This is a genomic window from Bacillus sp. NEAU-Y102 (genome assembly GCF_054788175.1).
Genome location: NZ_JBTWFK010000007.1, coordinates 281,260 through 303,676 on the forward strand (window position 1 = coordinate 281,260; position 22,417 = coordinate 303,676).

At 39.4% G+C, this 22,417-nt stretch carries 46 protein-coding genes; 43 read left to right on the plus strand and 3 right to left on the minus strand.

Annotation, left to right across the window (positions count from 1 at the left end):
• Positions 1-96: 96 nt before the first annotated feature.
• The 38 genes from ACYFX0_RS20110 to ACYFX0_RS20295 all read left to right on the plus strand — a co-directional run bounded on the left by ACYFX0_RS20110 (position 97) and on the right by ACYFX0_RS20295 (position 17,943).
• Positions 97-1,005 (plus strand): hypothetical protein, encoded by a 909-nt coding sequence (locus ACYFX0_RS20110; RefSeq protein ID WP_460271730.1) that lies wholly within the window; start codon positions 97-99, stop codon positions 1,003-1,005.
• A gap of 56 nt (positions 1,006-1,061) precedes the next feature.
• The gene (locus ACYFX0_RS20115; RefSeq protein WP_460271732.1) at positions 1,062-1,406 is read left to right on the plus strand and encodes a helix-turn-helix domain-containing protein; all 345 of its coding nucleotides are present in this window, start codon (positions 1,062-1,064) and stop codon (positions 1,404-1,406) included.
• Positions 1,407-1,419: 13 nt separating this feature from the next.
• Positions 1,420-1,671: a hypothetical protein gene (locus tag ACYFX0_RS20120; RefSeq protein WP_460271734.1), complete on the plus strand. Its 252-nt coding sequence runs from the start codon at positions 1,420-1,422 to the stop codon at positions 1,669-1,671.
• 29 nt (positions 1,672-1,700) lie between these two features.
• Positions 1,701-1,898: a hypothetical protein gene (locus tag ACYFX0_RS20125; protein WP_221660583.1), complete on the plus strand. Its 198-nt coding sequence runs from the start codon at positions 1,701-1,703 to the stop codon at positions 1,896-1,898.
• 120 nt (positions 1,899-2,018) lie between these two features.
• Positions 2,019-2,462 carry a hypothetical protein gene (locus ACYFX0_RS20130; RefSeq protein ID WP_460271736.1) on the plus strand — a complete coding sequence of 148 codons (444 nt, stop codon included), beginning with the start codon at positions 2,019-2,021 and terminating at the stop codon, positions 2,460-2,462.
• A 460-nt stretch (positions 2,463-2,922) separates the two neighbouring features.
• Entirely contained in the window at positions 2,923-3,441 is a 519-nt protein-coding gene (locus ACYFX0_RS20135; RefSeq protein ID WP_460271737.1) for a hypothetical protein, read from the plus strand.
• A gap of 30 nt (positions 3,442-3,471) precedes the next feature.
• Positions 3,472-3,984 carry a hypothetical protein gene (locus ACYFX0_RS20140; RefSeq protein WP_460271738.1) on the plus strand — a complete coding sequence of 171 codons (513 nt, stop codon included), beginning with the start codon at positions 3,472-3,474 and terminating at the stop codon, positions 3,982-3,984.
• A 13-nt stretch (positions 3,985-3,997) separates the two neighbouring features.
• The gene (locus ACYFX0_RS20145; RefSeq protein WP_460271740.1) at positions 3,998-4,426 is read left to right on the plus strand and encodes a hypothetical protein; all 429 of its coding nucleotides are present in this window, start codon (positions 3,998-4,000) and stop codon (positions 4,424-4,426) included.
• Between the two features lie 13 nt (positions 4,427-4,439).
• Complete coding sequence (locus ACYFX0_RS20150) at positions 4,440-4,775, plus strand: hypothetical protein (protein WP_460271742.1); 336 nt, start codon at positions 4,440-4,442, stop codon at positions 4,773-4,775.
• A 274-nt stretch (positions 4,776-5,049) separates the two neighbouring features.
• Positions 5,050-5,346, plus strand: coding sequence for a hypothetical protein (locus ACYFX0_RS20155; protein WP_460271744.1), 297 nt, complete (start codon positions 5,050-5,052; stop codon positions 5,344-5,346).
• A 13-nt stretch (positions 5,347-5,359) separates the two neighbouring features.
• Positions 5,360-5,887 carry a hypothetical protein gene (locus tag ACYFX0_RS20160; protein WP_460271746.1) on the plus strand — a complete coding sequence of 176 codons (528 nt, stop codon included), beginning with the start codon at positions 5,360-5,362 and terminating at the stop codon, positions 5,885-5,887.
• A 17-nt stretch (positions 5,888-5,904) separates the two neighbouring features.
• Positions 5,905-6,162, plus strand: a complete 258-nt coding sequence (locus ACYFX0_RS20165) for a hypothetical protein (RefSeq protein WP_460271747.1) — start codon at positions 5,905-5,907, stop codon at positions 6,160-6,162.
• Positions 6,163-6,282: 120 nt separating this feature from the next.
• Positions 6,283-6,540, plus strand: a complete 258-nt coding sequence (locus ACYFX0_RS20170; RefSeq protein WP_460271748.1) for a hypothetical protein — start codon at positions 6,283-6,285, stop codon at positions 6,538-6,540.
• Positions 6,541-6,737: 197 nt separating this feature from the next.
• Entirely contained in the window at positions 6,738-7,322 is a 585-nt protein-coding gene (locus ACYFX0_RS20175; RefSeq protein ID WP_460271749.1) for a hypothetical protein, read from the plus strand.
• 31 nt (positions 7,323-7,353) lie between these two features.
• Positions 7,354-7,854, plus strand: a complete 501-nt coding sequence (locus ACYFX0_RS20180; protein WP_460271750.1) for a dUTP diphosphatase — start codon at positions 7,354-7,356, stop codon at positions 7,852-7,854.
• 94 nt (positions 7,855-7,948) lie between these two features.
• Entirely contained in the window at positions 7,949-8,206 is a 258-nt protein-coding gene (locus tag ACYFX0_RS20185; protein ID WP_460271752.1) for a hypothetical protein, read from the plus strand.
• A gap of 31 nt (positions 8,207-8,237) precedes the next feature.
• Positions 8,238-8,690 carry a NucA/NucB deoxyribonuclease domain-containing protein gene (locus ACYFX0_RS20190; RefSeq protein ID WP_460271753.1) on the plus strand — a complete coding sequence of 151 codons (453 nt, stop codon included), beginning with the start codon at positions 8,238-8,240 and terminating at the stop codon, positions 8,688-8,690.
• 30 nt (positions 8,691-8,720) lie between these two features.
• Entirely contained in the window at positions 8,721-8,909 is a 189-nt protein-coding gene (locus ACYFX0_RS20195) for a hypothetical protein (RefSeq protein ID WP_460271755.1), read from the plus strand.
• Positions 8,910-9,018: 109 nt separating this feature from the next.
• On the plus strand, positions 9,019-9,279 hold the full coding sequence (locus ACYFX0_RS20200; protein WP_460271757.1) for a hypothetical protein: 261 nt from the start codon (positions 9,019-9,021) through the stop codon (positions 9,277-9,279).
• A gap of 219 nt (positions 9,280-9,498) precedes the next feature.
• On the plus strand, positions 9,499-9,894 hold the full coding sequence (locus tag ACYFX0_RS20205) for a zinc-finger-containing protein (protein ID WP_460271759.1): 396 nt from the start codon (positions 9,499-9,501) through the stop codon (positions 9,892-9,894).
• A gap of 12 nt (positions 9,895-9,906) precedes the next feature.
• Positions 9,907-10,236, plus strand: a complete 330-nt coding sequence (locus ACYFX0_RS20210) for a hypothetical protein (protein ID WP_460271761.1) — start codon at positions 9,907-9,909, stop codon at positions 10,234-10,236.
• A 444-nt stretch (positions 10,237-10,680) separates the two neighbouring features.
• Positions 10,681-11,181 carry a hypothetical protein gene (locus tag ACYFX0_RS20215; RefSeq protein WP_460271763.1) on the plus strand — a complete coding sequence of 167 codons (501 nt, stop codon included), beginning with the start codon at positions 10,681-10,683 and terminating at the stop codon, positions 11,179-11,181.
• Positions 11,182-11,216: 35 nt separating this feature from the next.
• Entirely contained in the window at positions 11,217-11,690 is a 474-nt protein-coding gene (locus tag ACYFX0_RS20220; protein WP_460271764.1) for a GNAT family N-acetyltransferase, read from the plus strand.
• A gap of 48 nt (positions 11,691-11,738) precedes the next feature.
• Complete coding sequence (locus ACYFX0_RS20225; protein WP_460271766.1) at positions 11,739-11,942, plus strand: hypothetical protein; 204 nt, start codon at positions 11,739-11,741, stop codon at positions 11,940-11,942.
• 2 nt (positions 11,943-11,944) lie between these two features.
• Positions 11,945-12,124, plus strand: a complete 180-nt coding sequence (locus ACYFX0_RS20230; RefSeq protein ID WP_460271768.1) for a hypothetical protein — start codon at positions 11,945-11,947, stop codon at positions 12,122-12,124.
• Positions 12,125-12,214: 90 nt separating this feature from the next.
• Entirely contained in the window at positions 12,215-12,601 is a 387-nt protein-coding gene (locus tag ACYFX0_RS20235) for a YopX family protein (protein ID WP_460271770.1), read from the plus strand.
• 27 nt (positions 12,602-12,628) lie between these two features.
• Positions 12,629-12,856: a hypothetical protein gene (locus tag ACYFX0_RS20240; RefSeq protein ID WP_460271772.1), complete on the plus strand. Its 228-nt coding sequence runs from the start codon at positions 12,629-12,631 to the stop codon at positions 12,854-12,856.
• 84 nt (positions 12,857-12,940) lie between these two features.
• Positions 12,941-13,342: a hypothetical protein gene (locus ACYFX0_RS20245; RefSeq protein WP_460271774.1), complete on the plus strand. Its 402-nt coding sequence runs from the start codon at positions 12,941-12,943 to the stop codon at positions 13,340-13,342.
• Between the two features lie 12 nt (positions 13,343-13,354).
• Positions 13,355-13,939, plus strand: a complete 585-nt coding sequence (locus ACYFX0_RS20250; RefSeq protein ID WP_460271776.1) for a 5' nucleotidase, NT5C type — start codon at positions 13,355-13,357, stop codon at positions 13,937-13,939.
• 53 nt (positions 13,940-13,992) lie between these two features.
• A complete protein-coding gene (locus ACYFX0_RS20255; protein ID WP_460271778.1) occupies positions 13,993-14,550 on the plus strand; it encodes a hypothetical protein in 558 nt (185 codons plus the stop codon).
• An 86-nt stretch (positions 14,551-14,636) separates the two neighbouring features.
• Entirely contained in the window at positions 14,637-15,110 is a 474-nt protein-coding gene (locus tag ACYFX0_RS20260; protein WP_460271780.1) for a hypothetical protein, read from the plus strand.
• 49 nt (positions 15,111-15,159) lie between these two features.
• Positions 15,160-15,582 carry a hypothetical protein gene (locus tag ACYFX0_RS20265; protein WP_460271782.1) on the plus strand — a complete coding sequence of 141 codons (423 nt, stop codon included), beginning with the start codon at positions 15,160-15,162 and terminating at the stop codon, positions 15,580-15,582.
• 11 nt (positions 15,583-15,593) lie between these two features.
• The gene (locus tag ACYFX0_RS20270) at positions 15,594-15,887 is read left to right on the plus strand and encodes a hypothetical protein (RefSeq protein WP_460271784.1); all 294 of its coding nucleotides are present in this window, start codon (positions 15,594-15,596) and stop codon (positions 15,885-15,887) included.
• 18 nt (positions 15,888-15,905) lie between these two features.
• Entirely contained in the window at positions 15,906-16,121 is a 216-nt protein-coding gene (locus ACYFX0_RS20275; protein ID WP_460271786.1) for a hypothetical protein, read from the plus strand.
• A gap of 27 nt (positions 16,122-16,148) precedes the next feature.
• Positions 16,149-16,541, plus strand: a complete 393-nt coding sequence (locus tag ACYFX0_RS20280; RefSeq protein WP_460271788.1) for a hypothetical protein — start codon at positions 16,149-16,151, stop codon at positions 16,539-16,541.
• Positions 16,542-16,640: 99 nt separating this feature from the next.
• A complete protein-coding gene (locus ACYFX0_RS20285; protein ID WP_460271790.1) occupies positions 16,641-16,988 on the plus strand; it encodes a hypothetical protein in 348 nt (115 codons plus the stop codon).
• Between the two features lie 153 nt (positions 16,989-17,141).
• On the plus strand, positions 17,142-17,591 hold the full coding sequence (locus ACYFX0_RS20290; RefSeq protein WP_460271792.1) for a hypothetical protein: 450 nt from the start codon (positions 17,142-17,144) through the stop codon (positions 17,589-17,591).
• 13 nt (positions 17,592-17,604) lie between these two features.
• Positions 17,605-17,943, plus strand: a complete 339-nt coding sequence (locus ACYFX0_RS20295) for a DUF1653 domain-containing protein (protein WP_460271794.1) — start codon at positions 17,605-17,607, stop codon at positions 17,941-17,943.
• Positions 17,944-18,010: 67 nt separating this feature from the next.
• Here ACYFX0_RS20295 and ACYFX0_RS20300 read toward each other — a convergent pair whose 3' ends face one another.
• Positions 18,011-18,502: a hypothetical protein gene (locus tag ACYFX0_RS20300; protein WP_460271796.1), complete on the minus strand. Its 492-nt coding sequence runs from the start codon at positions 18,500-18,502 to the stop codon at positions 18,011-18,013.
• A gap of 198 nt (positions 18,503-18,700) precedes the next feature.
• On the opposite strand from ACYFX0_RS20300, the gene ACYFX0_RS20305 reads away from it, so the two are divergent.
• From ACYFX0_RS20305 to ACYFX0_RS20325, 5 genes are all read left to right on the plus strand, one after another.
• Positions 18,701-19,306, plus strand: a complete 606-nt coding sequence (locus ACYFX0_RS20305; RefSeq protein ID WP_460271798.1) for a hypothetical protein — start codon at positions 18,701-18,703, stop codon at positions 19,304-19,306.
• A complete protein-coding gene (locus tag ACYFX0_RS20310; protein ID WP_460271800.1) occupies positions 19,284-19,751 on the plus strand; it encodes a hypothetical protein in 468 nt (155 codons plus the stop codon). The genes ACYFX0_RS20305 and ACYFX0_RS20310 overlap by 23 nt, the downstream gene beginning before the upstream one ends.
• A gap of 114 nt (positions 19,752-19,865) precedes the next feature.
• Positions 19,866-20,141, plus strand: a complete 276-nt coding sequence (locus tag ACYFX0_RS20315; protein WP_460271802.1) for a hypothetical protein — start codon at positions 19,866-19,868, stop codon at positions 20,139-20,141.
• 20 nt (positions 20,142-20,161) lie between these two features.
• Positions 20,162-20,596, plus strand: coding sequence for a hypothetical protein (locus tag ACYFX0_RS20320; RefSeq protein ID WP_460271804.1), 435 nt, complete (start codon positions 20,162-20,164; stop codon positions 20,594-20,596).
• Positions 20,597-20,607: 11 nt separating this feature from the next.
• Positions 20,608-20,988, plus strand: coding sequence for a hypothetical protein (locus ACYFX0_RS20325; RefSeq protein WP_460271806.1), 381 nt, complete (start codon positions 20,608-20,610; stop codon positions 20,986-20,988).
• A 609-nt stretch (positions 20,989-21,597) separates the two neighbouring features.
• Here the strand turns inward: ACYFX0_RS20325 and ACYFX0_RS20330 are convergent.
• Complete coding sequence (locus ACYFX0_RS20330; protein ID WP_193635601.1) at positions 21,598-21,762, minus strand: hypothetical protein; 165 nt, start codon at positions 21,760-21,762, stop codon at positions 21,598-21,600.
• A 171-nt stretch (positions 21,763-21,933) separates the two neighbouring features.
• On the minus strand, positions 21,934-22,407 hold the full coding sequence (locus ACYFX0_RS20335; RefSeq protein ID WP_460271808.1) for a DUF5065 family protein: 474 nt from the start codon (positions 22,405-22,407) through the stop codon (positions 21,934-21,936).
• Between the last annotated feature and the right edge of the window lie 10 nt (positions 22,408-22,417).

Sequence of the window (22,417 nt, forward strand, 5' to 3'; positions counted from 1 at the left end):
TAAAGACGGTTTCGGGGTTGGTTGGGTGAAAATGAACCTCGCAGCAATAAGCAGGTTAGACGATAGGGAAGAGTAAACAAAGAGAGGGTCAGTAGAATGTCGAAAACGTATTATAGTTTTAATCTTGCCAGACTCCCTGCAGGTACAACGTTTTATGTTGTAAATGGGGCTTGGAATGGTGAGGTTATTCTTAAAGATGGAGTTAAACATTTAGTCATAGCGGGAGATTTAGATAACCCACGAATGCTTACAGATGAGCGGGGAAAAAGATATAGGGTAGATATAAGAATCAAATATCTATCGGGTCGTGTAGAGCCATTACCTTTTGATGAGGGCGAGACGTATACAGACCTAGATGTTATGGAGTTACCTGTAGGTACAACGTTCTATGTAGAAAATGGGGATTGGTACGGGGAAATTGTGGCGAGTCACGGGCGTATGTGTCTTTGGGAGAAAGAAACTGGGGATATCGATATTGATACGAAGAGCGGTAAAGTTATAGGACATAATTCATACGTTATCGATAAGGTTACGATAAATACATTAGGTGAAGATATATCGGGAAGAAAAGAAGATAGGAATGTAAGTGAAGATGAAATGAGAAGCAAATGCTTTGAAATGTTCAAAACTGAAGCGTTAACTGTAGGGGACTGGGTTATAGATGTAGTTTGGAATGATATGACACTGATTACGAAAGAAAATGATATTGAGATGTTGCGTGATTTCTTTACAAACCGTGGAAAGATATACCGAAAGGCTGCACCTGAGGAAATTAGAATCAAGGAACGTACAGGTATATTTGAAGCAGATGGGCGCATGCTTGATGGGTGGAAAATAGGAGATGCGGTCGAGAACGGCGGGTATGGGTACGGTCGTGTAGCAGAGGTTAATGGTGATGAAGTGCGTGTATTAGGTATGGGTGAAAAAGAATGGTATCACAAAAGCGAAATAACGCCCGCATTCTTTGTAGGGTCAAAACCTAAAGGTCTTTCTGTAGTGAGGTGAGGAAAGCGCACACGGGGTAAAATCAAGCCGTTTAAATCAAGTATCGGGGGAAGTACATGAGGTACAGAGTTGTTAGTTTGAGAATTAGGCATATACGTGTAAACCTGCTTAATATGACACAGCCAGTCTTTGCACAAGAAATAGGTGTGAGCGCAAAGTCCCTTATTTCTATGTGGGAAAATGAATTTATAGAACGTAGCCCTTCTCGTAAAACAAGCATAAAGATTGCAGAGTTGGCGGGTGTTCCTCTTGATTATGTGATGGGTGAGGATATCGATATTGAGGGGGAAATGCCTGTACATGAAATAGATAAAATGTTGGAGGAAATTTTAGTAAAGACACCAACTACACAGCGAAAGATTATAAAAGCAATGAAGGCTATTGTTGATGTAGTAGATTAAGGGGGTTGCAAGTGTGGGGGTACGTTGTATTGAAGATGTGTATCTAAATCCAAATCAAGATTATGAAGATTCGGGTAAAAAGGTATTTACAAAAGGAAAATGGTATAAAACAAGGCATGCAAATATAAAAGTGGGTAACCCATACGAGCCTGAGGTGGTTAGGGTGTTACGTGCGAAAAACGATTTAGAGCAGCAACATATTATTAAACACTGCACAGAGGGAGCAGATAATTCCTTTTACGATAAGCATTTTAAAGAAGAATAAGATATAAAGGGTAGAGGTGGATTACATTGGTGGATATGAAGGTTACAGATTCTGAGAGAATTATGGTAGAGGCGATTCGCGGGGTTAATTTTCATCCTTGCCATGCATTAGCAGCGTTAAATAATACATTATCTCAAAATGAAGCGTTCCGTAAAGAAGCAAACAAGATAGCCGATGCTATTGTAAGTATGGGCGAGGATGCACTGGGTGATGGTGTATTAGATTGAAGCGTAAATCGGGTAAGACATCTCTAGGGGGTGTCTTTTTTCTTTGTCCTGATAAGGAATCGATTCAGATAATCAGCTAGTTGGTTAAAGGAATTAGTATTTTGGAAAGGGTGAGTAAATATGGTAACTGAACCAAAAGAAATAGCTAACTATAAAGCGGGTGACGGTACAGAGTTTTGGGTATCTGTAGATGGGGAAGGTTTGCATTATATTACAGCAAAATTCCCATACTTAACTGGGTCAAATAAGTATAGAAACAACTTTGTTCAGTATATTCAAAACGATATAGAAGATGAGTCTACTGCGAAGGGAATCGCTAAATTCGCTTTATCTTGTTATGAGAGGTCGCTAACGAAAACTGGGGAGTCGAAGTACAAGGTATTTTTACCAACTTCATATGTAGGGACGTATTCCTTACAGGACTTAAATATCGATGATGGAACTTTAGGTCACGGCTCTATTATAACGGTAGAAGGATGTAGATATCTTGTCGGGAATGTGTATATAAGTAAGGATGAGTCCATTGGGTTAGAGGTATCTAGAGTTGGTAAACCTGTTGAGTAACTCACCCGTAATAAAAACATACTCAGGTTCCTTAGGTATGCAAGAGGTTGTGGGTATGCTCTTTAAGGACATCAAAGTCATCTTAGGTACGGTTACGACTTCTTACGTAGCCGATATGTTTCTACAGGCAAAAAAGCATAAAGGGGTTGTATTGACGGATACCGGGCTGATTCTGAAGGTGCTAGTGGAGTTTGCGAACAATAGTTGGGTATGTGAAGTGTCTGAGTCCAAAACGCACTGAACCAAGAGAGGGAAACCTCTCTTTTTTGTTTAGGAACTAAATGAAGATGTAGGGGATTTGGTAACTTTAGGAGTTTTAAGGGAAGAAAAAGGAGGTACAAAGCCCTATTTTTAAATAAATGAAGAAATTTTCGAGTTTTGATAAGCGAAGTAGACAGGAAGATAAAAAAGTTCTGTAAAATGGGTTTTATAGAATACGGAAGGTGAGGTGAGGGGTGTAATGAACTCCAATGGATTTGATTACAACCTTGATGACTTTGGTACGACTCATGGTTTGCTAACCCCTGAGGATTTGAATTGGATTGATGCGGCTGCAAACCACCGATTTGAGTCCTTGAGTGATAAGAGGATATCGATGGCAGTTGTGAAGGAACTGAATGATAGGATGTTGGCTAGCGCCAAGGAGTTGCACAAAAGGAAGATGGAATCGGAAAGCGAGGGGTTGGGTATACTTCCGGAGCTGAAAGAACTCCTTAAGGAAGATAGACCAGTAGAAGATAAGATTCGAGTGACGGCGGTGTACGGTAAGAAAGAGACGTTGTTTGAAGTCATGACTAAGTTCTTCGATAGTTTTAAAGAAGAGAGATGGGGCGGGGGAGTCCTAGAGGTGTATGGTGCAAATGTGTTGGGTGCATTTTCTCGATATATTAAAACGGGGGAGGGGTCTAAACTAAGAGTGGAGTTTACCTATACGTACGATGGGTGGATGTGCGTAGCCTACGAAAAGGGACAGAGATAACAGTACATCAAATACAAGGGGGTAATGAAGATGAGGGAGTTGCGAAAGAAAGCTTCTTTTTTAGAGAGATATACAGTGCCGGACACAGGGATTTCTGCGGGAGTATTGGCGCATATGCACATCTTGGCAAATACAACGTTCCAGTCAGATGGGGATAGAAACAATACGATGATAGCGCTTATGGACTTTAACGATAAGATGGTAGAGGATGCGAAAACAATAAGTAGGTTAAAGGCGGACAAGGTAGTTGCGGAATCGCCGGAGGGTATGAGAGCAATGTGGGATACTGTCCGAAAGGTTGCAAGAGTTGATGAAGATGTGAGAGTTGTCCATGAGAAGAAGTATAGCCATTGGACAACGTTTGATGCAGTAGTTGAAAAGTTTGTTGAGACCTTCCCTGCTGAGTGGGATGGAGTTATCGGGATGTTTGGGGAACACGCTTTGGGGTTCTTTGAGCGCTACGTACGGTTAGGGACAAACGAGGTTGTTACAATGTCCGTGAGATTTACGGAAGACTGCTGGGACTGCAAAATCTATAAATAAGGGGTGCAGGAGTATGGTAATTACGGAATACGAAGAGGAGTTACTTAAAACGATTCGGAGGTTGGGGTACAATCCGATAAGTGTACTGTCATCTCTGCAGGAGTTGGCTAAAATCAACAAGGATGTCACAGCAGTACAAGAACTTGAGGTAGTGTTAGCAGGGTTAGAGACACAAATTAGAGGTACGGGTACAGGAGAGGTCTTGTACGAAAAAACGTATCTTGCCCTACCTGCTGTAAATGAAGCCGATAGAGATAGGGTGTTGGAGTTATTCTATGGAAGTTTTCCCAAAATCGGCGGAGGTATAAAGAGTAAAACGGTAGTGTTAGCAGAGGATACGTTTTACGAGTGCGCTGCGGAGCTACATAACACCGAAGAGGTTAAAGTAATCGTTCAAAAGGTGGGCAGTGAGTGGAAGTGCGTGGCTTATAAAATGATATAAGGGCGGTGTCTAAATGGGGACGTACAAAACCTATGAGGAAAAGGTAAAGCAGGAGAAGGACAGGCTAAACAGTAAGTTAAAGGGTCTAAAAACATACGAGGACTTGCAGGAGTTCCTAAAGGGTATGAGCAGTTCGGAGTATGGGTTTCGACTCGTTGGGAAGCGAAGAGGGTATGTAGCCTATTCGTTTAGTCATATGTACACGGCGAGGAAACCAAACGGGGAGCCGTACATGTTCACCGGGTTAAAGGACTACGAGAACCGGGTTCATTATTTATATGGGGATGGTGTAAGTGTAGGTCAAGCCTACGTTAAGAACCTGTATAAAGTATTAGAGGTGGACGATTGATGGGGCGTAGGTTCTGGCTAGTGGTGGGTACAATCCTCTCGTGGTCAAAGGATATAAAGTGGCTAGTAGTAATCTTAGGGTCGTGGTTCGCTTATGTGTGGTTTAAAACAACAGACGTGGTTATAGGGTCAAAAGGATTTCATCATGCACTTACGGAGTATATGGTATTCCCTGTGGTTGCTATACTCATTGCAGTAGGTGCGGGGAAATTACTAATCATCTGGACAGATAGAGTCAGGTCTTGGCTGCTTCGGGTGTAAGGAGGGAAAAGAGGTTGGTTAAACTATCTGGTGTTTGGTTTGAGAGTGTAGGTAAGGAAGATGTGGGGAATGTAGAGCCTGATAAGTATCCAAAAGTAAAAGTACATGCGTCCTGCGGGTGTTATGTAGGTGCTGCTAAGTGGAAACAGGGGTTACATGACTGGTACAAAGAGCCGGACGAATGTAACTGGGAGGATATTGTGTTACTTAATAAAGAGGATTGGGAAGATGAAATGGCTTCTATGGAATGTCCGAAGTGTGGGGCAGAACTTACGCAGGATATGGAACATTTTGAGTTAATTGAAGAGTAGGAGGTAAGGGTCTATGGGAATTATTAAAGCGACTGGGGCAGCAAAAAAGCCATTTGAGTGGAAGATAGACATAGTTTTGGTTTTGGTTCTTCTGGGTGTTGTACTTTCACGAGACTTTGTATATCGCCTTGGGGCAGTTGATAACGGGGATATAGTCGTACAGCAACTTGCGCTTATGGTAGCCTACCCTATAAGTATATGGATGTTGGTTGCACTTGGCGGGTGTTTATTACTTCTGTGGGCGAGTAGATTCGATAAGCGTTGGAGTATAGTTACGGAGAACTACAAAGCATCTAAGTGGTTAAAGGGCGAAACAACCGTTTACAACGTATTTCTTTTGGTTGTGCTGAATGTATCGACTGTTATTCTATTTTTAGCATTATGGACATCTTGGAGATTGATTCGGTATAAGATGTTTGGTTACGTCGATAGTTCGGTTGTTCCGGGGGATGTTAAAACGATAGAGACTTGGTGTATCGTTCTCGGGATGTTTGCAGCAAACATAATAGGTGTGACTCTTCTGCGCCGACTTGGTAAATGATAAGGGGGTTCTAAACTATGGGAGATATCTTATCTATTAACGGGATAAAGTTTGAGGTAAGTCAGATTACACATCTTATTGGTACTGGGAAGTGGCAGGACGATGCCGATGGAGAGGTTTACGATATCCATATGGTTAAATATCCGCCAGTGGCGAGCGGAAAACATGTGTATGTTTGGACAAAAGACGGGTCGAAAACCTTAGAGTATCGGGCGTTTTCGGAGGGTAAAATTCTATCTCTGCAGGTTAATGAGGTAAAGCATGTTGATTATTAAAAATAAGGGTTAAGTAAGAGTTCGTAGGCACTGCTGCGGGCTTTTTCTTTTGATAACAATTTCGAATATGAATACAGATAAATGGAATATACTACAAGTAACCTAGAGGGGTGGGAAGGTATGAAGGGTAAGGCTGTAACATATACATTTGTTGCTGTATTTCATGTTGTTTTATTCTGCTGTATGGGGTATCTATACGCCCATGAGGTTTTATATCAAGAGGGTACGGAATATGTAGCCGTTACGGGTGTGGCGGCTACAGGGTTTGCGTTAAGTATTTGGGATGTACTACTGATTTTTGAGGTTAAGAAAGACCGAAAAGATAAACGATATATACGTAGGTGTATGGAGCAAGAAATGTATAGAAAAGCAGGTTGAGGATTCGTTTACATCTATATGTATATATTATATAATGTACGTACAACAATCGCAGGGCAACGTAAACCTTACGCTAGGGTGTACAGTTGCCATCTAAAATTCAGAGAGTTCCCGGCTCTCTTTTATTTCGGTAAGTTATTGACTAAAATATAATAAACTGGTATAGTAAAGGTAACAAAACGAGGGAGGAATTAAAGATGGGAGTTCGTGTAACAAAAGGTATGAAAGATATGTTTGAATTGCAAAAGAGAACGGAAGATGAGTTATTAGTGTGTAGCGAAGTTGGGCGCTCTGAGGTTTTTGACGAGCGTGTAATGGGTCTATTAGAGGATATTGGGGAGTGCATGAATAACTGGCAGGGTCATAAATACTACCAAATGACGCAGGAGCCAATCACGGCTGTAAAATCCACAGAGGTTTGCGAAAACTGCGGAGGTACGGGTTATGAAGATGAGAAACCAGAGAACGGGGTTTGTCAGAACTCGGACTGTAAAGGCGGTCAGGTGTACGAGAATCCGTTGTTAATGGCGTATATCAAGGGATTATGGCAATGTATTGGACTTTGTCAAGATTTCGGTGTAAGCCCGAACTACGTAGGTGTAATAAAGGCTACGGGTGTAAAAGAACAATTCTTTGATGTGTATGAATGGGTGTTGAAAGCAAGACGAGACCCTTCTAAGGAGACAATGGATTATCTGCTTGCGGTGTATATGGGGTTGGGTGACATGTTAGAATTTGATTTCGACTTGATTGTACGAGAATTTTTAGATAAAACAGAGTAAAATAAGGTATATAAAAGAGAGGAGAATACATATGAAAATTGATTTTATGATAAATATGCAAGAGATGGTAGATGCAGAGGAGTTTAGTGTTAGAGATATTACTAGGGAAGAAACAAGGGAGTATAGATTGCTAAACTTTGTTTCCTGCCTTACGGAATGTATGGACATTTGGGGGCAGTTTAAATACCCACATGATGAGGTAGAGTCCTTAAATACGGGCAACAAGCAGAGCAAACAGTTCCTAGAGTCGTATATCGAGGGGTTAGGTTACGTACTAAGTGTTTGTAAGGATGATGAAGTTGAGGGTGAAAACGTAAATACAAATAAGGCGTTCACTATGGCGAGACAATTCTTCTTATTGTTGCAACAAGTAGAAAAGGTACGTGAAGAACAAGATGGGGACACAACTCGTTGGCTTCTAAGTATGTACGTAGGGTTAGGTGAGCTTGCAGGGTATACGTTAGAAGAGATTGAAGATGTATTTTCAACGTATACAATCGATAAGGCTGATGTGTTACGGAGAGAAGGTTGAGTTTCGCCTTCTTTTTCTTCTACATAATTATTGACTAAAATATAATAAACTGGTATAGTAAAGACAGATAAGAAAAACAAAGGAGTTGTAGGGGATGGCTAAAATGACACCGCCACTAGGAATCAAAGGGTATGTGGTACGGGTAACAAAGAAAAAGTTGAAAGAATTGGTGGAAGGTAAGAAAGACCATTGGATTCATATGTCATCCCCTGCATTCTTTATGGAAGATACGGGGATGTATCGATGCCATAAAGATGAAAGATTCGATGGAGTTACATATGAAGAAGCGTGGAAATTGATTAAGCAATATGGGATTACAAACGCAAGGATTTGCTACCAAGACGTAGCGTAATCAAAACTACATACTAAGGAGAATGATGAAAATGTTCAACTATAAAAAGGTGTTTAAAACAATTAGCGGGTTAGTGATTGCAGGGTCTATTTTAGCGGGCTGTACGGCGCAACAAGGCGATGCAAAAGCAAAACAAGTAAATGGTAACAACGGCGAGAAAGTCGCTCAGGTGGTCGAAATACCGTCCGACAAGTACCCAGAAACGGCGCAGCATGTTAAAGAGGCAATTAAAGAAGGACATACAGATATTTGTACAATCGACCGTGGGGGCGCATCTGACCGTCGTAAGCAGTCACTAGCAGGTATTAAAACGGTTAAAGGTAAAGACCGAGACGAGTTTCCGATGGCGATGTGTAAAGAAGGAGGGAAAGGCGCTCACGTTAAATTAATTGACCCATCTGATAACCGTGGGGCAGGTTCTTACGTAGGAAACAAACTTGATAAGTTATCCGATGGTACAAAAGTGAGAATTACAGTAAAATAAAAATAGGAAGTATGTAGGAGGTTGGAAATTATGGGCTATACATTAGTAGATGGTGAGATGCAGAACAAATTAACCCCAGAAACGTTTGAAGTACCAACAAAAGAAGAAGTTAAAGATATTGTTGTTGGTGATTACGTAAAGGCAGGTTTTGAGGAGGAAGGAAAGCAGACAGAGAGAATGTGGGTGCAGGTGACTAGTATTCACGGCTCTGTGTTGTAGGTACTTTGGATAATGACCCAGTACAACTGGATACGGTTAAATATAAGGATGTCGTTACACTTGAAGAAAAACATATCCTATCAATTATTAAAAATTAGGAGGGGTTCAGATGACAAAGAAGCAGGATTTTTTCAGGGTAGTAAAAGAAAAGAAAGAATTAGAGAAACAGTTTGAAGCAGCTGAAAAGGAGTATTACGAAACCACGTTTTGGGAAGCTCCTGACCATGTTGTAAGTGAAGAGTTTCAAAAGCTTGAACAATTACGTGAAGACATCCAAACAAAGAGACAAGAGTTAGAGAATCTGAAGGAATACTTCACGAAACCAGAGCTACGTGAGATGCGTAAAGAATTTTATGGGGAATCGAACTGATTCCCTGTTTTTATATCGGGAGGCTGCTATGGACAAGAAAGATGTAACAGGACTGATTAAGGTTTGGGCAGTTAATTTACTTGCGTTCTTAATCTGTGTTATAGCATACACGATAGTAAAGCAACTATGGGTGCTTAGTTTAGCGGCTACATTGATTATTGCACCTTTGTTGGTTACGGTATATGTGTGGTTGAATAGGAGATAGGAGAGGGAATGGAGATGTCAAAAATAGAAATTCCAGAAGTGTGTCCCTACTGCGGACATGAAGTAGTGTTTACTTCGGCGGAGGAGTTGTATCGTCAAAAGAAATACGCAAACATAAAAATATACTTGTGTCGTAACTGTACGGCGAGCGTAGGGGTACACAAGGGGACAAACAGACCTTTAGGGGTTATGGCAACAAAAGAGATGAAAGTGCTGAAACGGGCGTGTCACGACTTGTTTGATGCTACGTGGAAAAGCGGGATATTACATAGGAACACAGCGTATGGAAGATTGTCGGATTTGTTAGGGATTCCTAGAGATGAGTGCCATATCGGGTACTTCAAAACAGATATGTTGTTAAAGACGTTGACAATCTTAGCGAACCCTGAGTGGTATAAGAAAAGCGCATAAGGGGAGATAAGTATGGGTACAAGTAGAAAATGGCGTGATGCGTCGTTAAAAGGGTTGATAGGTAGTGGGTTCTTATTTCTTATAGGTATGTGTTTTGTCAGCTTAAAAGTTATGACACTAGCGCTTATAGGTATTATTGGTTCTGTTGGGGTAAATTTATATCATAGTGCTAAAATAAGCAATATCACTCTTGGCGTGATGGAGGCTACGTTAAGTAGTAAAGCAGATAGTACGGACAATTTTGTGAAAAAAGGAACGTACCTTGCAGTTATACCTATGTTGGTGATTGGAGTAGTTACACTTATAGCTTGGGTGGCTGTGTTAATATATTTATCGTTTTAGGTAAGGGGGTGTTGACACTCTCTTTTTTTCTACGAGTAATAATTGACTAAAATATAATAAACTGGTATAGTTAAAATAGAAAATGAAGGTAGGGTGGTGAGGGTGTGAAGAGTATACATAAACGAACGTCATTTCATGTTTCGTATAAGCGAAAAGGTAAGTTTGTATACCTAAGTATAGGAAGAAAGTTTTATAAACATGTGCCAAAAACAAAGAGGTTGCGTAAGAAAAAGGGTTGGTTTTTCTGCTCTGAGTGTAAGGTTTGGTTTAACAGGTTCTGGGGTTCACATGGGACGCTCAGTAACGGTGAGAGGTTATGCAACATCTGCACAACAAAGAGAACAGAAAAAGTATTGGCTAATTTGAGAAATAACTATTGACTAAAATATAATAAACTGGTATATTATAAATAACGAAACAAACATCCACTAAGGAGGAAATGTTATGAAATATGGTTTTCAGTATCACGGTGAAGTAGATGAGCTGCAAGTATTTATGGTTAAGAAAAATGATGAACGTGGACTTAGTTGTGCAGGTATTGATGTAACGCATTTGTACTACACGTTAGACCAAGAGGGTACTATTGAAAAGATATGGCATGGTAGTCCGTTAGTGGGTAAATGTAATGCGACAACAATTAAAGAAGACAGTAAGGTTATCCCATCAAAGGCAACGCAAGTAACGGTTAGTGAGGCAGAAGGGGTACTAAACAGTTTAAAAGCTAACAAGACATACTTAGATGGTGTAGGTAGAGTGGATGCGTTAGATTTTGATATCATTACACATTACCTATTCGAAATTGAGTATAAAAAGGGGCATAAATCCCTTCATTACTACAGTGGAACAGATTTACATGATGCTATGAGGGTAGCGTTGGTTAATAATCCTGCGTTGGTTGGGGTTCGGTTACATGACGGCGATATGGGCGGATACAGAGGGTACTGATTCCAGTACCTTTTCACATACGGAGGGCGGATAGAATGATTGATTTTAAAAATATATCAGAAGATGAGTTGAGAGCGCTAGAGGAGAAACGTGAACATCATTTTAGGGACGTCATGTCTGGTATTTTTGTTGAGAGTCTAACTTCATTACCTATTCTAAATGAGTTCCGATTTAACTTTGGTTATATCTATTTAGGGAACTTCTTAATCGATATGACTACGGGAGCTAAGTTCGAGCTGCATCTAAATGATGACAGTACAATACATCTAGCGTTCATCGGTGTTCCGGACGATAAGCGTGGGCAAGGACTGGGTACGAAGATGATGAAGCAACTAACATACATTGCGGATAAATACCAATATGTTGTGCAGCTAAATATTGAGCCTAAATTCGGCGTAGGTAAGAAAGTGCTAAAAGGGTTTTATAAAAAGTATGGGTTTAAAGAAACAAGTATGTATAAATACAACGATGAAATGGTACGAAAACCTAAAGATATGGGGGAAATGTGATGGATTTACGTACAGGGTATACAACAAAGAAGGGTGAAGAGGTTAGTCTTGGGGACATTTTTAAGCAGCCATATTACACATGATGTAGTTGTGGTTAAGGACGAAGAGGGGGTTCTATATACGGAAATCAAGCACGAGCCATCTATGGCGTTTGAATTAGATTATTTTTTAAGACAGAACAGTGCTTTAACAATAACGGGAAGTGTTGTTGCTAGAAGTAAGAAGAAAATATTTGAAGACGAGGAGATGTAGATATGAACGAAAATACGGCAGCAGTACTAATTGTATTTGGTGTATTGGCGCTTACAGGGTTCGTGTTTTACTTAACAAATAGTTGGTTTTCATTAGTCATTCTATCTGGGTTATCTGTTGCAACAGGTATAACGCCCGAGTGCGATTGCAAATGTGGAGATAAAGAAAAGGTGGGAGTCTAAAGGCTCTCTTTTTTCGTCCCACTTATTGACTAAAATATAATAATTCGGTATAGTAAAGGTATCAAATAAGAGAAACGAGGGGTAAATGTGGTGCGAGAAATTAAGTTCCGTGGTAAGCCGATTGGGGATTTAGGAGATACAAAATGGGTGTATGGAAGTGCCATTTTAAATTACGAAGATGAGTTGGCTTACATCGAGGCTCCGGGTCTTGGGACAATCCCTGTTCAGTGGGATACAGTCGGTCAGTTTACCGGGTTAAAGTCTAAGAAGAACGGAAAAGAGATTTATGAGAATGACTTGGTTGAGGGAATCAATTACGGGTTCAATAACCCTAAGAAATACATAGGTGTGGTTGAATACAATTACGCAGGGTATACAGTTAAGGAAGTATCTAAGCGTGGTGGTATACGAGACGAGTTGAATGTGACTTACGATGTTGTTGGAAATATTCATGATAATCCAGAGTTAGCGGCGTAAACAACAAAAATAAAGGGGATGTTTGCTGTGAGTAAAAAGGTATCGGTTAGTTATAATCAAGCTGCAGATAAGGCAGTTAAAGAGCAAGAAGGTTGGGAAAGTAAAGGGTACTTAGTTACAGATACGTATGGGGATGGTTTCGATTGTGGTAACATTCTAGAATTACCGGAGGTAGGTAATGATGTAGAAAAGAGACATGCGGAGCATATGGAGCGCTGTAAAGAAAATAAAAAGTGGAGAAACGAACGAATATAGAGAGTCTTCTGGCTCTCTTTTTTGTTGACTAAAATATAATAATATGGTATATTTAAGTTATTGATAGACGGGGAGGAATATGGAATGAGAGGTAAGTTAATCGGACATCAAGTGGACAATCTTGTAACGGTACAGTATGAGACGGAAGAGGATAGAATTGCAGGGTTATTAGAGTTTAAAGCTAAGGGGTTTGATGCGCTTGAGCCATTCGAGAGAGCAGGAGTGTATACTGTAAGCTACACCAAAAAGGAAATTCGTACTGTAAATAAGGCTGCTGAGTTGGAAGGCGAGCCATTGTTTTGGTCACTAAATGGTTCGTTTGCCACAATGAAAGAGTTAAGAAAGCTAATTGAAGATGGGAAAATAAAGACTCTGAATGAGTTGTATCTATATGGTGATAAGCATCTAGAAATGTTGCGGAAAGACATGGCTAAGTTTAGTCCATTACCGGTAACAAGTAAAGGTAATGGAGAAGGTAAAGAGTAGAGGAGGTTTAATATGATTCGATTTGGGGTAGACATTGACGGGACAGTTACATCCCCGTCTTCCTTTTTACCTGCAATTAATAAGCAGTTCGGTTTGCAGTTAACCTTGCAGGATATAACAGATTACAATTTAGGTAGGTTTGTAGATGTGTCTGAGGATGAATTTTGGGGTTGGTTTGCTGTAAACGAGGTAGGTCTATATAAAGAGGCTGTAGCGACGGATGGGGCTTTCAAAAGTTTACATACCTGGTCAAAACAAAATGAAATCTTTTTTATTAGTGCCAGAAACGAAAGGTTTTTAGATGTTTCGGAGGATTGGCTGCAGGAGAATGGGTTTGTATATAACGGAATCAGGTTAGTGGGTCGAACGTCTAAAGTTGATACGGTTCTGGAGCAAAAAATAGATATATTCTTTGAGGATAAATACGAGACGGCATTAGAAGTACATGATAAGTGCGTAATCCCTGTTATTCTGTTCGATACGCCGTATAACCAAGGGTTTACACCTAAGGGAGTTATTCGGGTTAAAAGCTGGAAGGAAGCGGAATCTTGGGTTGATGGTTACATCTATGGTGGTTTAGGTTCGGTCGTTGGTTAAAGAGGTACAAGGCAGTAGATACATATACATGTAAAGAGAGGGTAGGTAGTGGTATGGATACAATAAACACGATTGAGGAGTTAAAAGAAGCAGTTAAGGTAAAGAAAGTAGACGGTTTTTCGTACTCCTTCTGTATGGAGAATCTTCAAGTTAATAGAAAGGTTTTGTTGGAGTTATTACATGTTCAAGATGGTTCTGATTTCTACTTAGACGAACAAAACGTAACAAACCGATTGGTTAAAGAGTGGGAGAAGTATGGCTCTATTGTGGTGGCATACGATTTTGATAATACGGTCTACGATTACCACAAAGAGGGGCAAACATACGGGTCAGTTATTCAGCTGCTTCATGAGTGTAAAGAAAATGGAGCATATTTAATGGTCTACACGGCAAGAAAGGATAATGAACTGGCTTTTGTTAAAGAATACTTGGAGCAAAACAGTATACCTTACGATTCTATTAACGAAACGCCTGATTTTATCCCGTGTAAGGGAGGTAAAAAGCTTTACTATAATATCCTACTAGATGATAGAGCAGGGCTTCCTTCGGCTTACAGAAGCCTTAAAAGTGCTGTACAACATATGCAGAAGGGACAGGAAGAGGGTGTGTAAGCTCTCTTTTTTCTTAATTTATTGACTAAAATATAATAAAGTGGTATATTTAGGACATTAAATTTAGGGTATATGGGGGAGATTTAGTGAAAGGTGAAGCGTTCAAAGCTAAGATTGTAGACTTACTTACGTTTGATTCTAAAGAAAGCGATTTTTATTATGAGCTTGGGGACTTTTGGATGTTTAGACGTATTTCAAATATTAATCAGGAAGGGTTAGATATATCTGCTGAAAAAGAGTTGCAAGTTCGCAGTTATGTAGCTGATTATGCACATGATGGTCGTTCACGGGATTTACAGGTGCTTACATACAAAGGGAAACCGTTTGCAATTTTCCAGTACCGAGGCAGGGGTAGTGTAGAGGAAGAAGAGGTATTCAATAAAGAGGTGTACGAGAAATTTAATCGAGACTATTTTAATGAGTATTTATCTAAAGTAGATTTTGGGGATGACATTACCGATATTGAATCGGAGTATGTGGTTACGAATTACAACATGAGTTACTACGAAGTACAAGGTAACCAAATCTGCTCCTATGAAGGCGATAAGAGTAGGCTATAGTGGCGCGAGCAAATCTACTATAATTAAGAATATAAAGGGAGTGGTTAATGTGAATTCTGCTAAATTTACAAAAGATTTGATTGTAAAACTGGATGAGTTTATCCATAGTGATGTGGTTGCTGAGAAGCATTTATTTTCGGAGTATGACAAACAGGCGCTTAAAGATGCTGCAATATATCTGGAGCAGTTAGATGGTTCTGAAATCAAGTTATTTAAGGTCAGAATGATGCTAGAGAGTGCGTGTAAAGTTATTGCCGCTAGAAATAAGTATGAGGCAGTTGGTTACTACTTACTTAAGTGCTGTAACGGTTCTGGATGTATGGATGATGTGGAAGTTGAGGAAGCAGATATGTATGAGAAAATTGAAGTCGAGTGTATTGGAATCCCTAAATATAAAACACTTGAGGAAATTTACAAAGCGTTAGACGTACGTACAGTTCCTTGTGTGGTTATTGGGTTAATAGAAGGATAGGAGATGATTGTATGCCGGGGTGCAGAGAGAACATGACAGATGCTATGTTGAACGTGTATGATGGTTTTGAGGAAGATATGGAAAAGGAATGCTTACACTGTGTGGCGAAGCTAAAAGAGATAGAAGATACTATAAATTTCTCATTACCACAAACAACTGAGCGTGGGACTCCTGTGCTTCATAGCGCTCGAATGGAAATCTATAAAATACAGAAATATTGGTATGGTCGGTTACATTTAGCGATTGGGTTTGTATCTAGGGAGTTTCAAGACAAGCATGGTTTGTGGCAAATTGAAATACGCTAAAAGGAAGAAGGTATAACTATGCTTGAGGTAAGAAAGAAAGATATTGAGCATGCTAGATTTGAATATCAAATTATGGATGGTAAGGATAACTTTACGGCACAACTGCTTCGTTTAATTATTAAATCGGATTTACGTAACTTTTGGAAGTTGGCGAGTGTATATCCTGCTGAAGCTTACGTAATCGCTAAAATACATGGGAAATGTGATTTAAGTAAGTTTAAAATCATTGAGTAGGAGTTTGTATTAGAGGGAGGGGTTTACATGGAGTACATTACAAAAATGGAATGGCATGATGAGACAAAAGCTATTAGAGAGTTAATACCTGACCTAGAGGAGACAGTTTTTCTTAAGGACTACATTATACATAAGGAAATTCGGTTCAATGGTGGTGTAGGACTTAGCATACAAGCAGGGACAGGGTTTCACTCTATACCTCGTGAGTCTGTAGGGCTTAGTGAGTATAAAGCTATGGAGATGGCAGTAAATAAACATGGTGACTTAGTCCCTATAGAGTCCGTTCTTCCAGAATTTAAACATAAAGAAGCTATGCATGGGAAATTACTAAGCGGTAACATTTCTGTGTATGGCTGCGTACCTGTAGAGATTATTGAAGAAGTCTATCAAGGGCTAAAGAAAGAATATGGGTTAGAGTAAAGAGGGTCTAGCGGCTCTCTTTTTTACATTGCAAACTATTGACTAAAATATAATAAAATGGTATATTAAATGTAACAAAAACAAAAGGAGTTGGCGGGTATGGATTCACTTAAAGTTGTAGTAGAGGTTTGGGAGAGTAAGGTTATTGGTCATTTAAAAGAAGACAAGGGACGTATTGATACGTTAGAGGATTTATTGCAAGATAAAGAGGTCAGAGGTTGGGTAAGTACTGGAAGTGGACGTTTAGTAGAGTTAGCTGCGTTGGTAGAAAAAGTAGCAGACGAGTATCAAATTGTACGGAAGTATAAAACCTTAGAGACAAGAATGAACAGATTGGACGATGAGGAAGATAAAGCGATAGTTATGAGGCAAATAACAGCTTGGATGGATAGACAGAATCACAAAATAGAAGATGTGTTAAACTTAGTACAAAAATTTACTGATTGAAAACAGGGTTACAGTAATGTGGTTATTGTAAACTAGACAGCTTTTACAGCTTATAAAGGGTATTAGCTCTCATCTTTTTACTAACTATTGACTAAAATATAATAAAATGGTATATTATATGTAACAAAAGGAAACGGATAGGGGATGGGTTGGATGTTGGAAGTAGTTGATGTTCCTGTAATTTTAGTAAAGCAAGAGAAAATCGTGTTGTGGGTGTTAAACGGAGTTAGATTAGGTTATTTACCTATATCAGTGGGGAGAGAACCTGCATGTATATCTGCAATCGAATGTTTGGACTGTGATGAGCCTGTGAAAAGAGAGCTTAACACGAGAGGCTATGTAGATATGTGGAAGAAGTATAATAGCTACACAAGAGAGCAAAAGGATGTTATGAACCAAGCAGTTTTAGCGGGTGCGTATAGATTAACTACCGATATAAAAGAGGGGCAAGTGGTTACGGACGGTAACCATGTTGGCTTTGCGTTTGAGTTTGACTATCGTTGGACGAAACGTGTATTTAAGCTCGCTTCTTCTAAACAGGGGAGCTTAGATTGGTGTCCTACACATAAAATAGGTGATTTTAAAAAGGTGATTCAAAAATAAGGAGGAATTTACTTTGAAACATGGAGATTTGTATAACCATCATAAAAATAAAGAGTACTGGTACGATGGAATTGCGCTGCCGATTTCTCAGCTCGATAAACGACACGTAGCGGTCAGTGAGAGTGGGATAGCGTATGACGCAGCTACGCCGGAGGGTGAAGAACCTCATCAAGTACAACTTTACTTCAGCAATGGGGTAACTTTTGTTGATAAAGAAACACCGCATGTGGTCTATCAATCTGAGGATGATTACAACACGGATAAAGTATGGGTACGTGAGGTAGATGAGTTTTTCGGAATGGTTAAAGATAAGCAGGGTAGGTTAGTAAGAAGGTTTTTAAAAAAGGATTAATGAGAATAAAAAGAAGCTATGTCGAACAACCAACGAACGACATAGCTTCTTTTTTAATGGTTACAGGTTATTTAACATGCCCTGAAAAATGGCTTGGAGCTGAAAAGGATAGGTAGTATTTTTTAGTTTTATCTAAGCCAGATATCGTACCTGTAGATGTACTAGATGGGTCAATGTTAAGTGTCTCAGTTGCGAACCAAGCACCTGTTTCGTAAACCTTAACTGTTAGCACGTCATCTTTGTTTAGGTTCTTGATTTTGTAACTAATTGTTGATTTACCTTTAAAGTGGCTGTTTGTGTATAATATGGCGCTACGTGCCTGACCTGCAAAATCCATTTGTGATTTCGTTAGGTTTACAACGTCAGATGAATCAGGTTTCGTCATTGAGCGTTGAATAATAGGAGCTTTAGGTTGGTTTTCTGAAACGCCGACATTTACAGTTTGTGCAACCGCAGTATTAGGGTTACTGTTAGCGTTTTCAATAGTATCTGCGGAAGCTCCGACTGTAGGAATAGTAAGGCATGCGCATACTGCAAGTGTAGATAATACTTTTTTCATAATTAAAAATCCCCTTTTCATATATTTTCTAAACATTGTATACATTAACACATTTAGATAATATAATATACTGAATTTGACAATATTTCACATTTAGTTCATATATATGTGGAAATGATTTAACTTTAATTTATTGACTAAAATATATAAAAGTGGTATAGTGTAAATAAGATAACGAAGATAAGGGGAGTGGGTATTTTGATTAATTATGGATTTACGGTTACAGACTTGATGGGTGGTGTGACGCAGGTTTGTTATCAAACAAAAAATGCGTTAACGAATGAGGAAAGAATACAGAGACTTACAGACCATCTAAATGTGGAGACAATGAGTTGTTGTGAAGATTTAGATATAGGGTTTGGGGCGTACAGAACGTTAGACGGTGGAAAAGAGGTAAGACGGGTTGCGGATGTAAAGTTAGAGTTAGTAGATGTGAACGAAGTAGATAAAGTAAGAAAGTTACTTGCTGAGCAAGAAGCGAAGCATGAATATGATTTCTTCATAATGGATTACCCGCAGAACCTACTAGATGAGAAACCACTTAGCGGGGAGCAGGCTATACAGATTGTAAATAAACTTAAAGAGTTAGCTAAAAAACATGGAGAACCCGAGAAGAAGGAGTTTGAAATCTGGAACGAGACTAGCTCTGGTTTGGATAATTATCTTGGAGAATCTGAAGGTGTTGATTTCAAGGATGCTTGTATTAACTATGCTAAAAAGCATAAATGGTTCTTTGAGAGTTTTGATGCGGGTAAAATGACTTTTTATGGGAGTAAGTTAATTGGTAAAATACCAGAAGAATAAACAGGTGCGGGAGAGGTGTATTGGTTTGCAGAGTATAGAAAGGGACTTACGTTTAACCCGAATAGGTATTAAGGATGCTATGGTGCTGTTGGATTTGGGAGGTACGTTATATGAGGTTCGTCAAGATTTGTTAAGTGCTATCTACAAAGATGGGGACATTATTTACAGAAAGTTAAGCAAAGGTAGAAGGATAGCGGTACATAGGAGGATGTTACCTAGACTTAAGCTCTTTGTTTTGTCAGTAGATGACAATAAAGAGGGACTAAGGGTGGTTAATACTGAAAGGGACTTACTAGAAACAAAGATTGACAGGTTAGGAGAAGAGATAAGGCAGCTATATAAAGATAAGGAAAGTCTAAGTATGCAGGTGACTGGAGTGTCTGAGGAGGTACGTATGTGGAAGGAGAAGTATGAATCTCTTAAGAGGGTTACGGAGAAGCTTTAAAACTACGACAATGCTTTCTTTCTCAATATTAGGTACAAATTTATATAGAATGATAACAAAGCCCTTACAATGTACTGTAGGGGCGTTAAACTAAATAAGAGGAGGGTGGTTTATATGGGTTATGTAACACAAAAAGTAGAAAACGTTGTAATTGATACAGTAATTCATAATTATTTAAAACATAAATCAATTCGTAGTGTACGTTCAGACAAGCCTGAGTGTGAGTTATGTCATCATACATTTGAGACTACAGATACCGTGAATTTGGCGTTAACATCAAAAGAGTGTAGAAGTGGTAATCTGTTTATATGCAATGAGTGTGCGGATAAGGCGGCTAAAGGCGGGGCTGCTGAGTCATACATGAACAAGACAGGCGAAGGCGGATTCTAATATCGAGGAGAGAAGATAATATGGTTACAGATAACGCATTAATTGTTATGTTGAGAGAACGAATAATTAACAGTATCGGGGCGGATTACAGTAACACCGATTTTTGTACAGTAGATAAGCTGGTTATGGACGATACATACGGTTGGTTTATTTCAGATGATGAAGATGTGGTTAAATGGGTAAATGCGCTTAATGCATTAGATGGAAATGTCGAAAGAATCAACAGGCAGATTCATGCGCAAACAGAGAAATACAGTTGGGACTTATCGTTAGGGAGTGTAATAACGGGGTTCTATAATACGTTACCTACGGGGATTTTGCGTACGTCAGCTGCAGAAAAAACGGGAGATGGTAAGTACGAGGGGGTTATCCATCTCGATAGTGGTGTAGGGTTTAAGATTGAAATTAATCTTTGTGATATGGAATGGGTTTGTAAGGCATATAAACTTTGGTGAGGAGTGGGAGAGTGCATAGCGTACAGTGGGTGAAGTTAGATGGTAGAGATACAGAGTTATGGGTTCGGGATTCCTTTAATGAAATAGATGGGGAAGATTGTGTGAATGTGAGTGTAGTCGGTGCAAAGACTCATATCGATATACCATTAAATAAGGCTGAGGAATTGGCGTATCACTTGTTAGATGTTATCGGTAAGCTGCCGAAGAAACCTGAAGAGGTGTTACGTGAGGCAATGGGTGAGATAAGTGAGCTTATCGACAATAACATAGGGCAGGAAGCTAAGGTAAAAACAACAAATGACGATAGAACGATAAGCAACTGGAATGGTCAGAAACATGGGTTAAAGCATGCATTGAGTGCAGTATCTGATGTAAGAAACAAATACATGTAAGGCATTTTTATAAGATTACGTATAAGATTACGTATAAGATTACGTATAAGATTACGTATAAGATTACGTATAAGATTACGTATAAGGTTAGGGGCTATGTTATAATATAGGAAGACGGAATGCTGTCACATCTGTCTAATTTGTAACGGTCGCCTTAAGGTAACTGGTCGCAAAAGAAAATTTATTTGTTCTTTTAGAGCCATCTCTTTTACGTTTGGTCGACGTCGGGGTGGTTGTTATTATGCATTATCTTTTTCTAAAGCCTACTCTTGAGTTTCCGACGGAAAGAGTGGGTTTTTGTTGTATTTTTTAGTTTGGATAGAAAGAGTTGGGCTTACGATAACATTGAGGACAGTATCTAACGTGAGGAGTAAATACATATAAGACAGTTTTATGAAACTTCCCATAAAACTGTATATAAATAAATAGGACATGTTATAATCTAATCAGATATAGATTTTGTATTTATGTGAGGGAGAACTTTCATAGTTCATGTAAATACAAAAGCAGTGTATACAGAATTATCATTTTGCATACACTAAAAAACAGGGTGAGCCAACACCCTGTTCTGCAACTACCGCTAACGGTGGGGGTTGCTACTAAACCAAATTACTTGTGTCTAGAAGACTTCCCACGCTTGCGAGGCTTATGGGAGGTCTTCTTTTTGCTCTTTTTGTTCTCAAGCTGTTTAAGGACAAATGTTGTGCCTTCTTTAGCAAGTGTCTTAGCAACCTCTAGGGTTACGGCAATCAAAAGGGCTAAAAGAAATTCCATGTGGCTACACCTCCTTTCTTCGTACAAATCGTGTGAAGAAAGGGTTTGTGCAACCTCCCAACCTATAACGTAGTTACTACTCCATTTTACCATATAAACGTTTTTCATGAGCTAAGAAAACCCATACAAATGAATGTATGGGTCTTTTACTGTCATAGATGACAGTGTGGGTTACTTTGTAATTTTGAACGTACCGCCGTGGTAGTAGCTGTCGCCTACTTTTAATACCGCTACATAAGTACCTGGAGCGAACCCAGTTGTAATCTGTGTAGTAAATCGGCTTGAGTTGTGGTTACCGGTGTTTGTAGCGTAAATTGTTTTATATCGTTGCAAATCGCCGTATTCGCTACCATTTGGGTCAAGGCGATATAGTTTTACTACGCCATTTGAAACGCCGCCGACGTTAATTGTTACGTCAAACTTACCGCCATGTCTTAAAGTACCTACCGCTAATTCTGAGATAAAATCAGCGTTGTGGTGGATTTCGAAGTTTGTACTGTAGTCCCAGTCGTCTGGAATTACAAATGCTCGCTGAACTGGGTCAGGAGTTGCAGCGGATGCTTGGTTTGCTGAAAATAGCCCTGATGCCGTAAAACCGCCGATTGTTAGTGCTCCGATAAGTGCTAATGCTTTTAGTTTTTTCATTGTAAAGTCT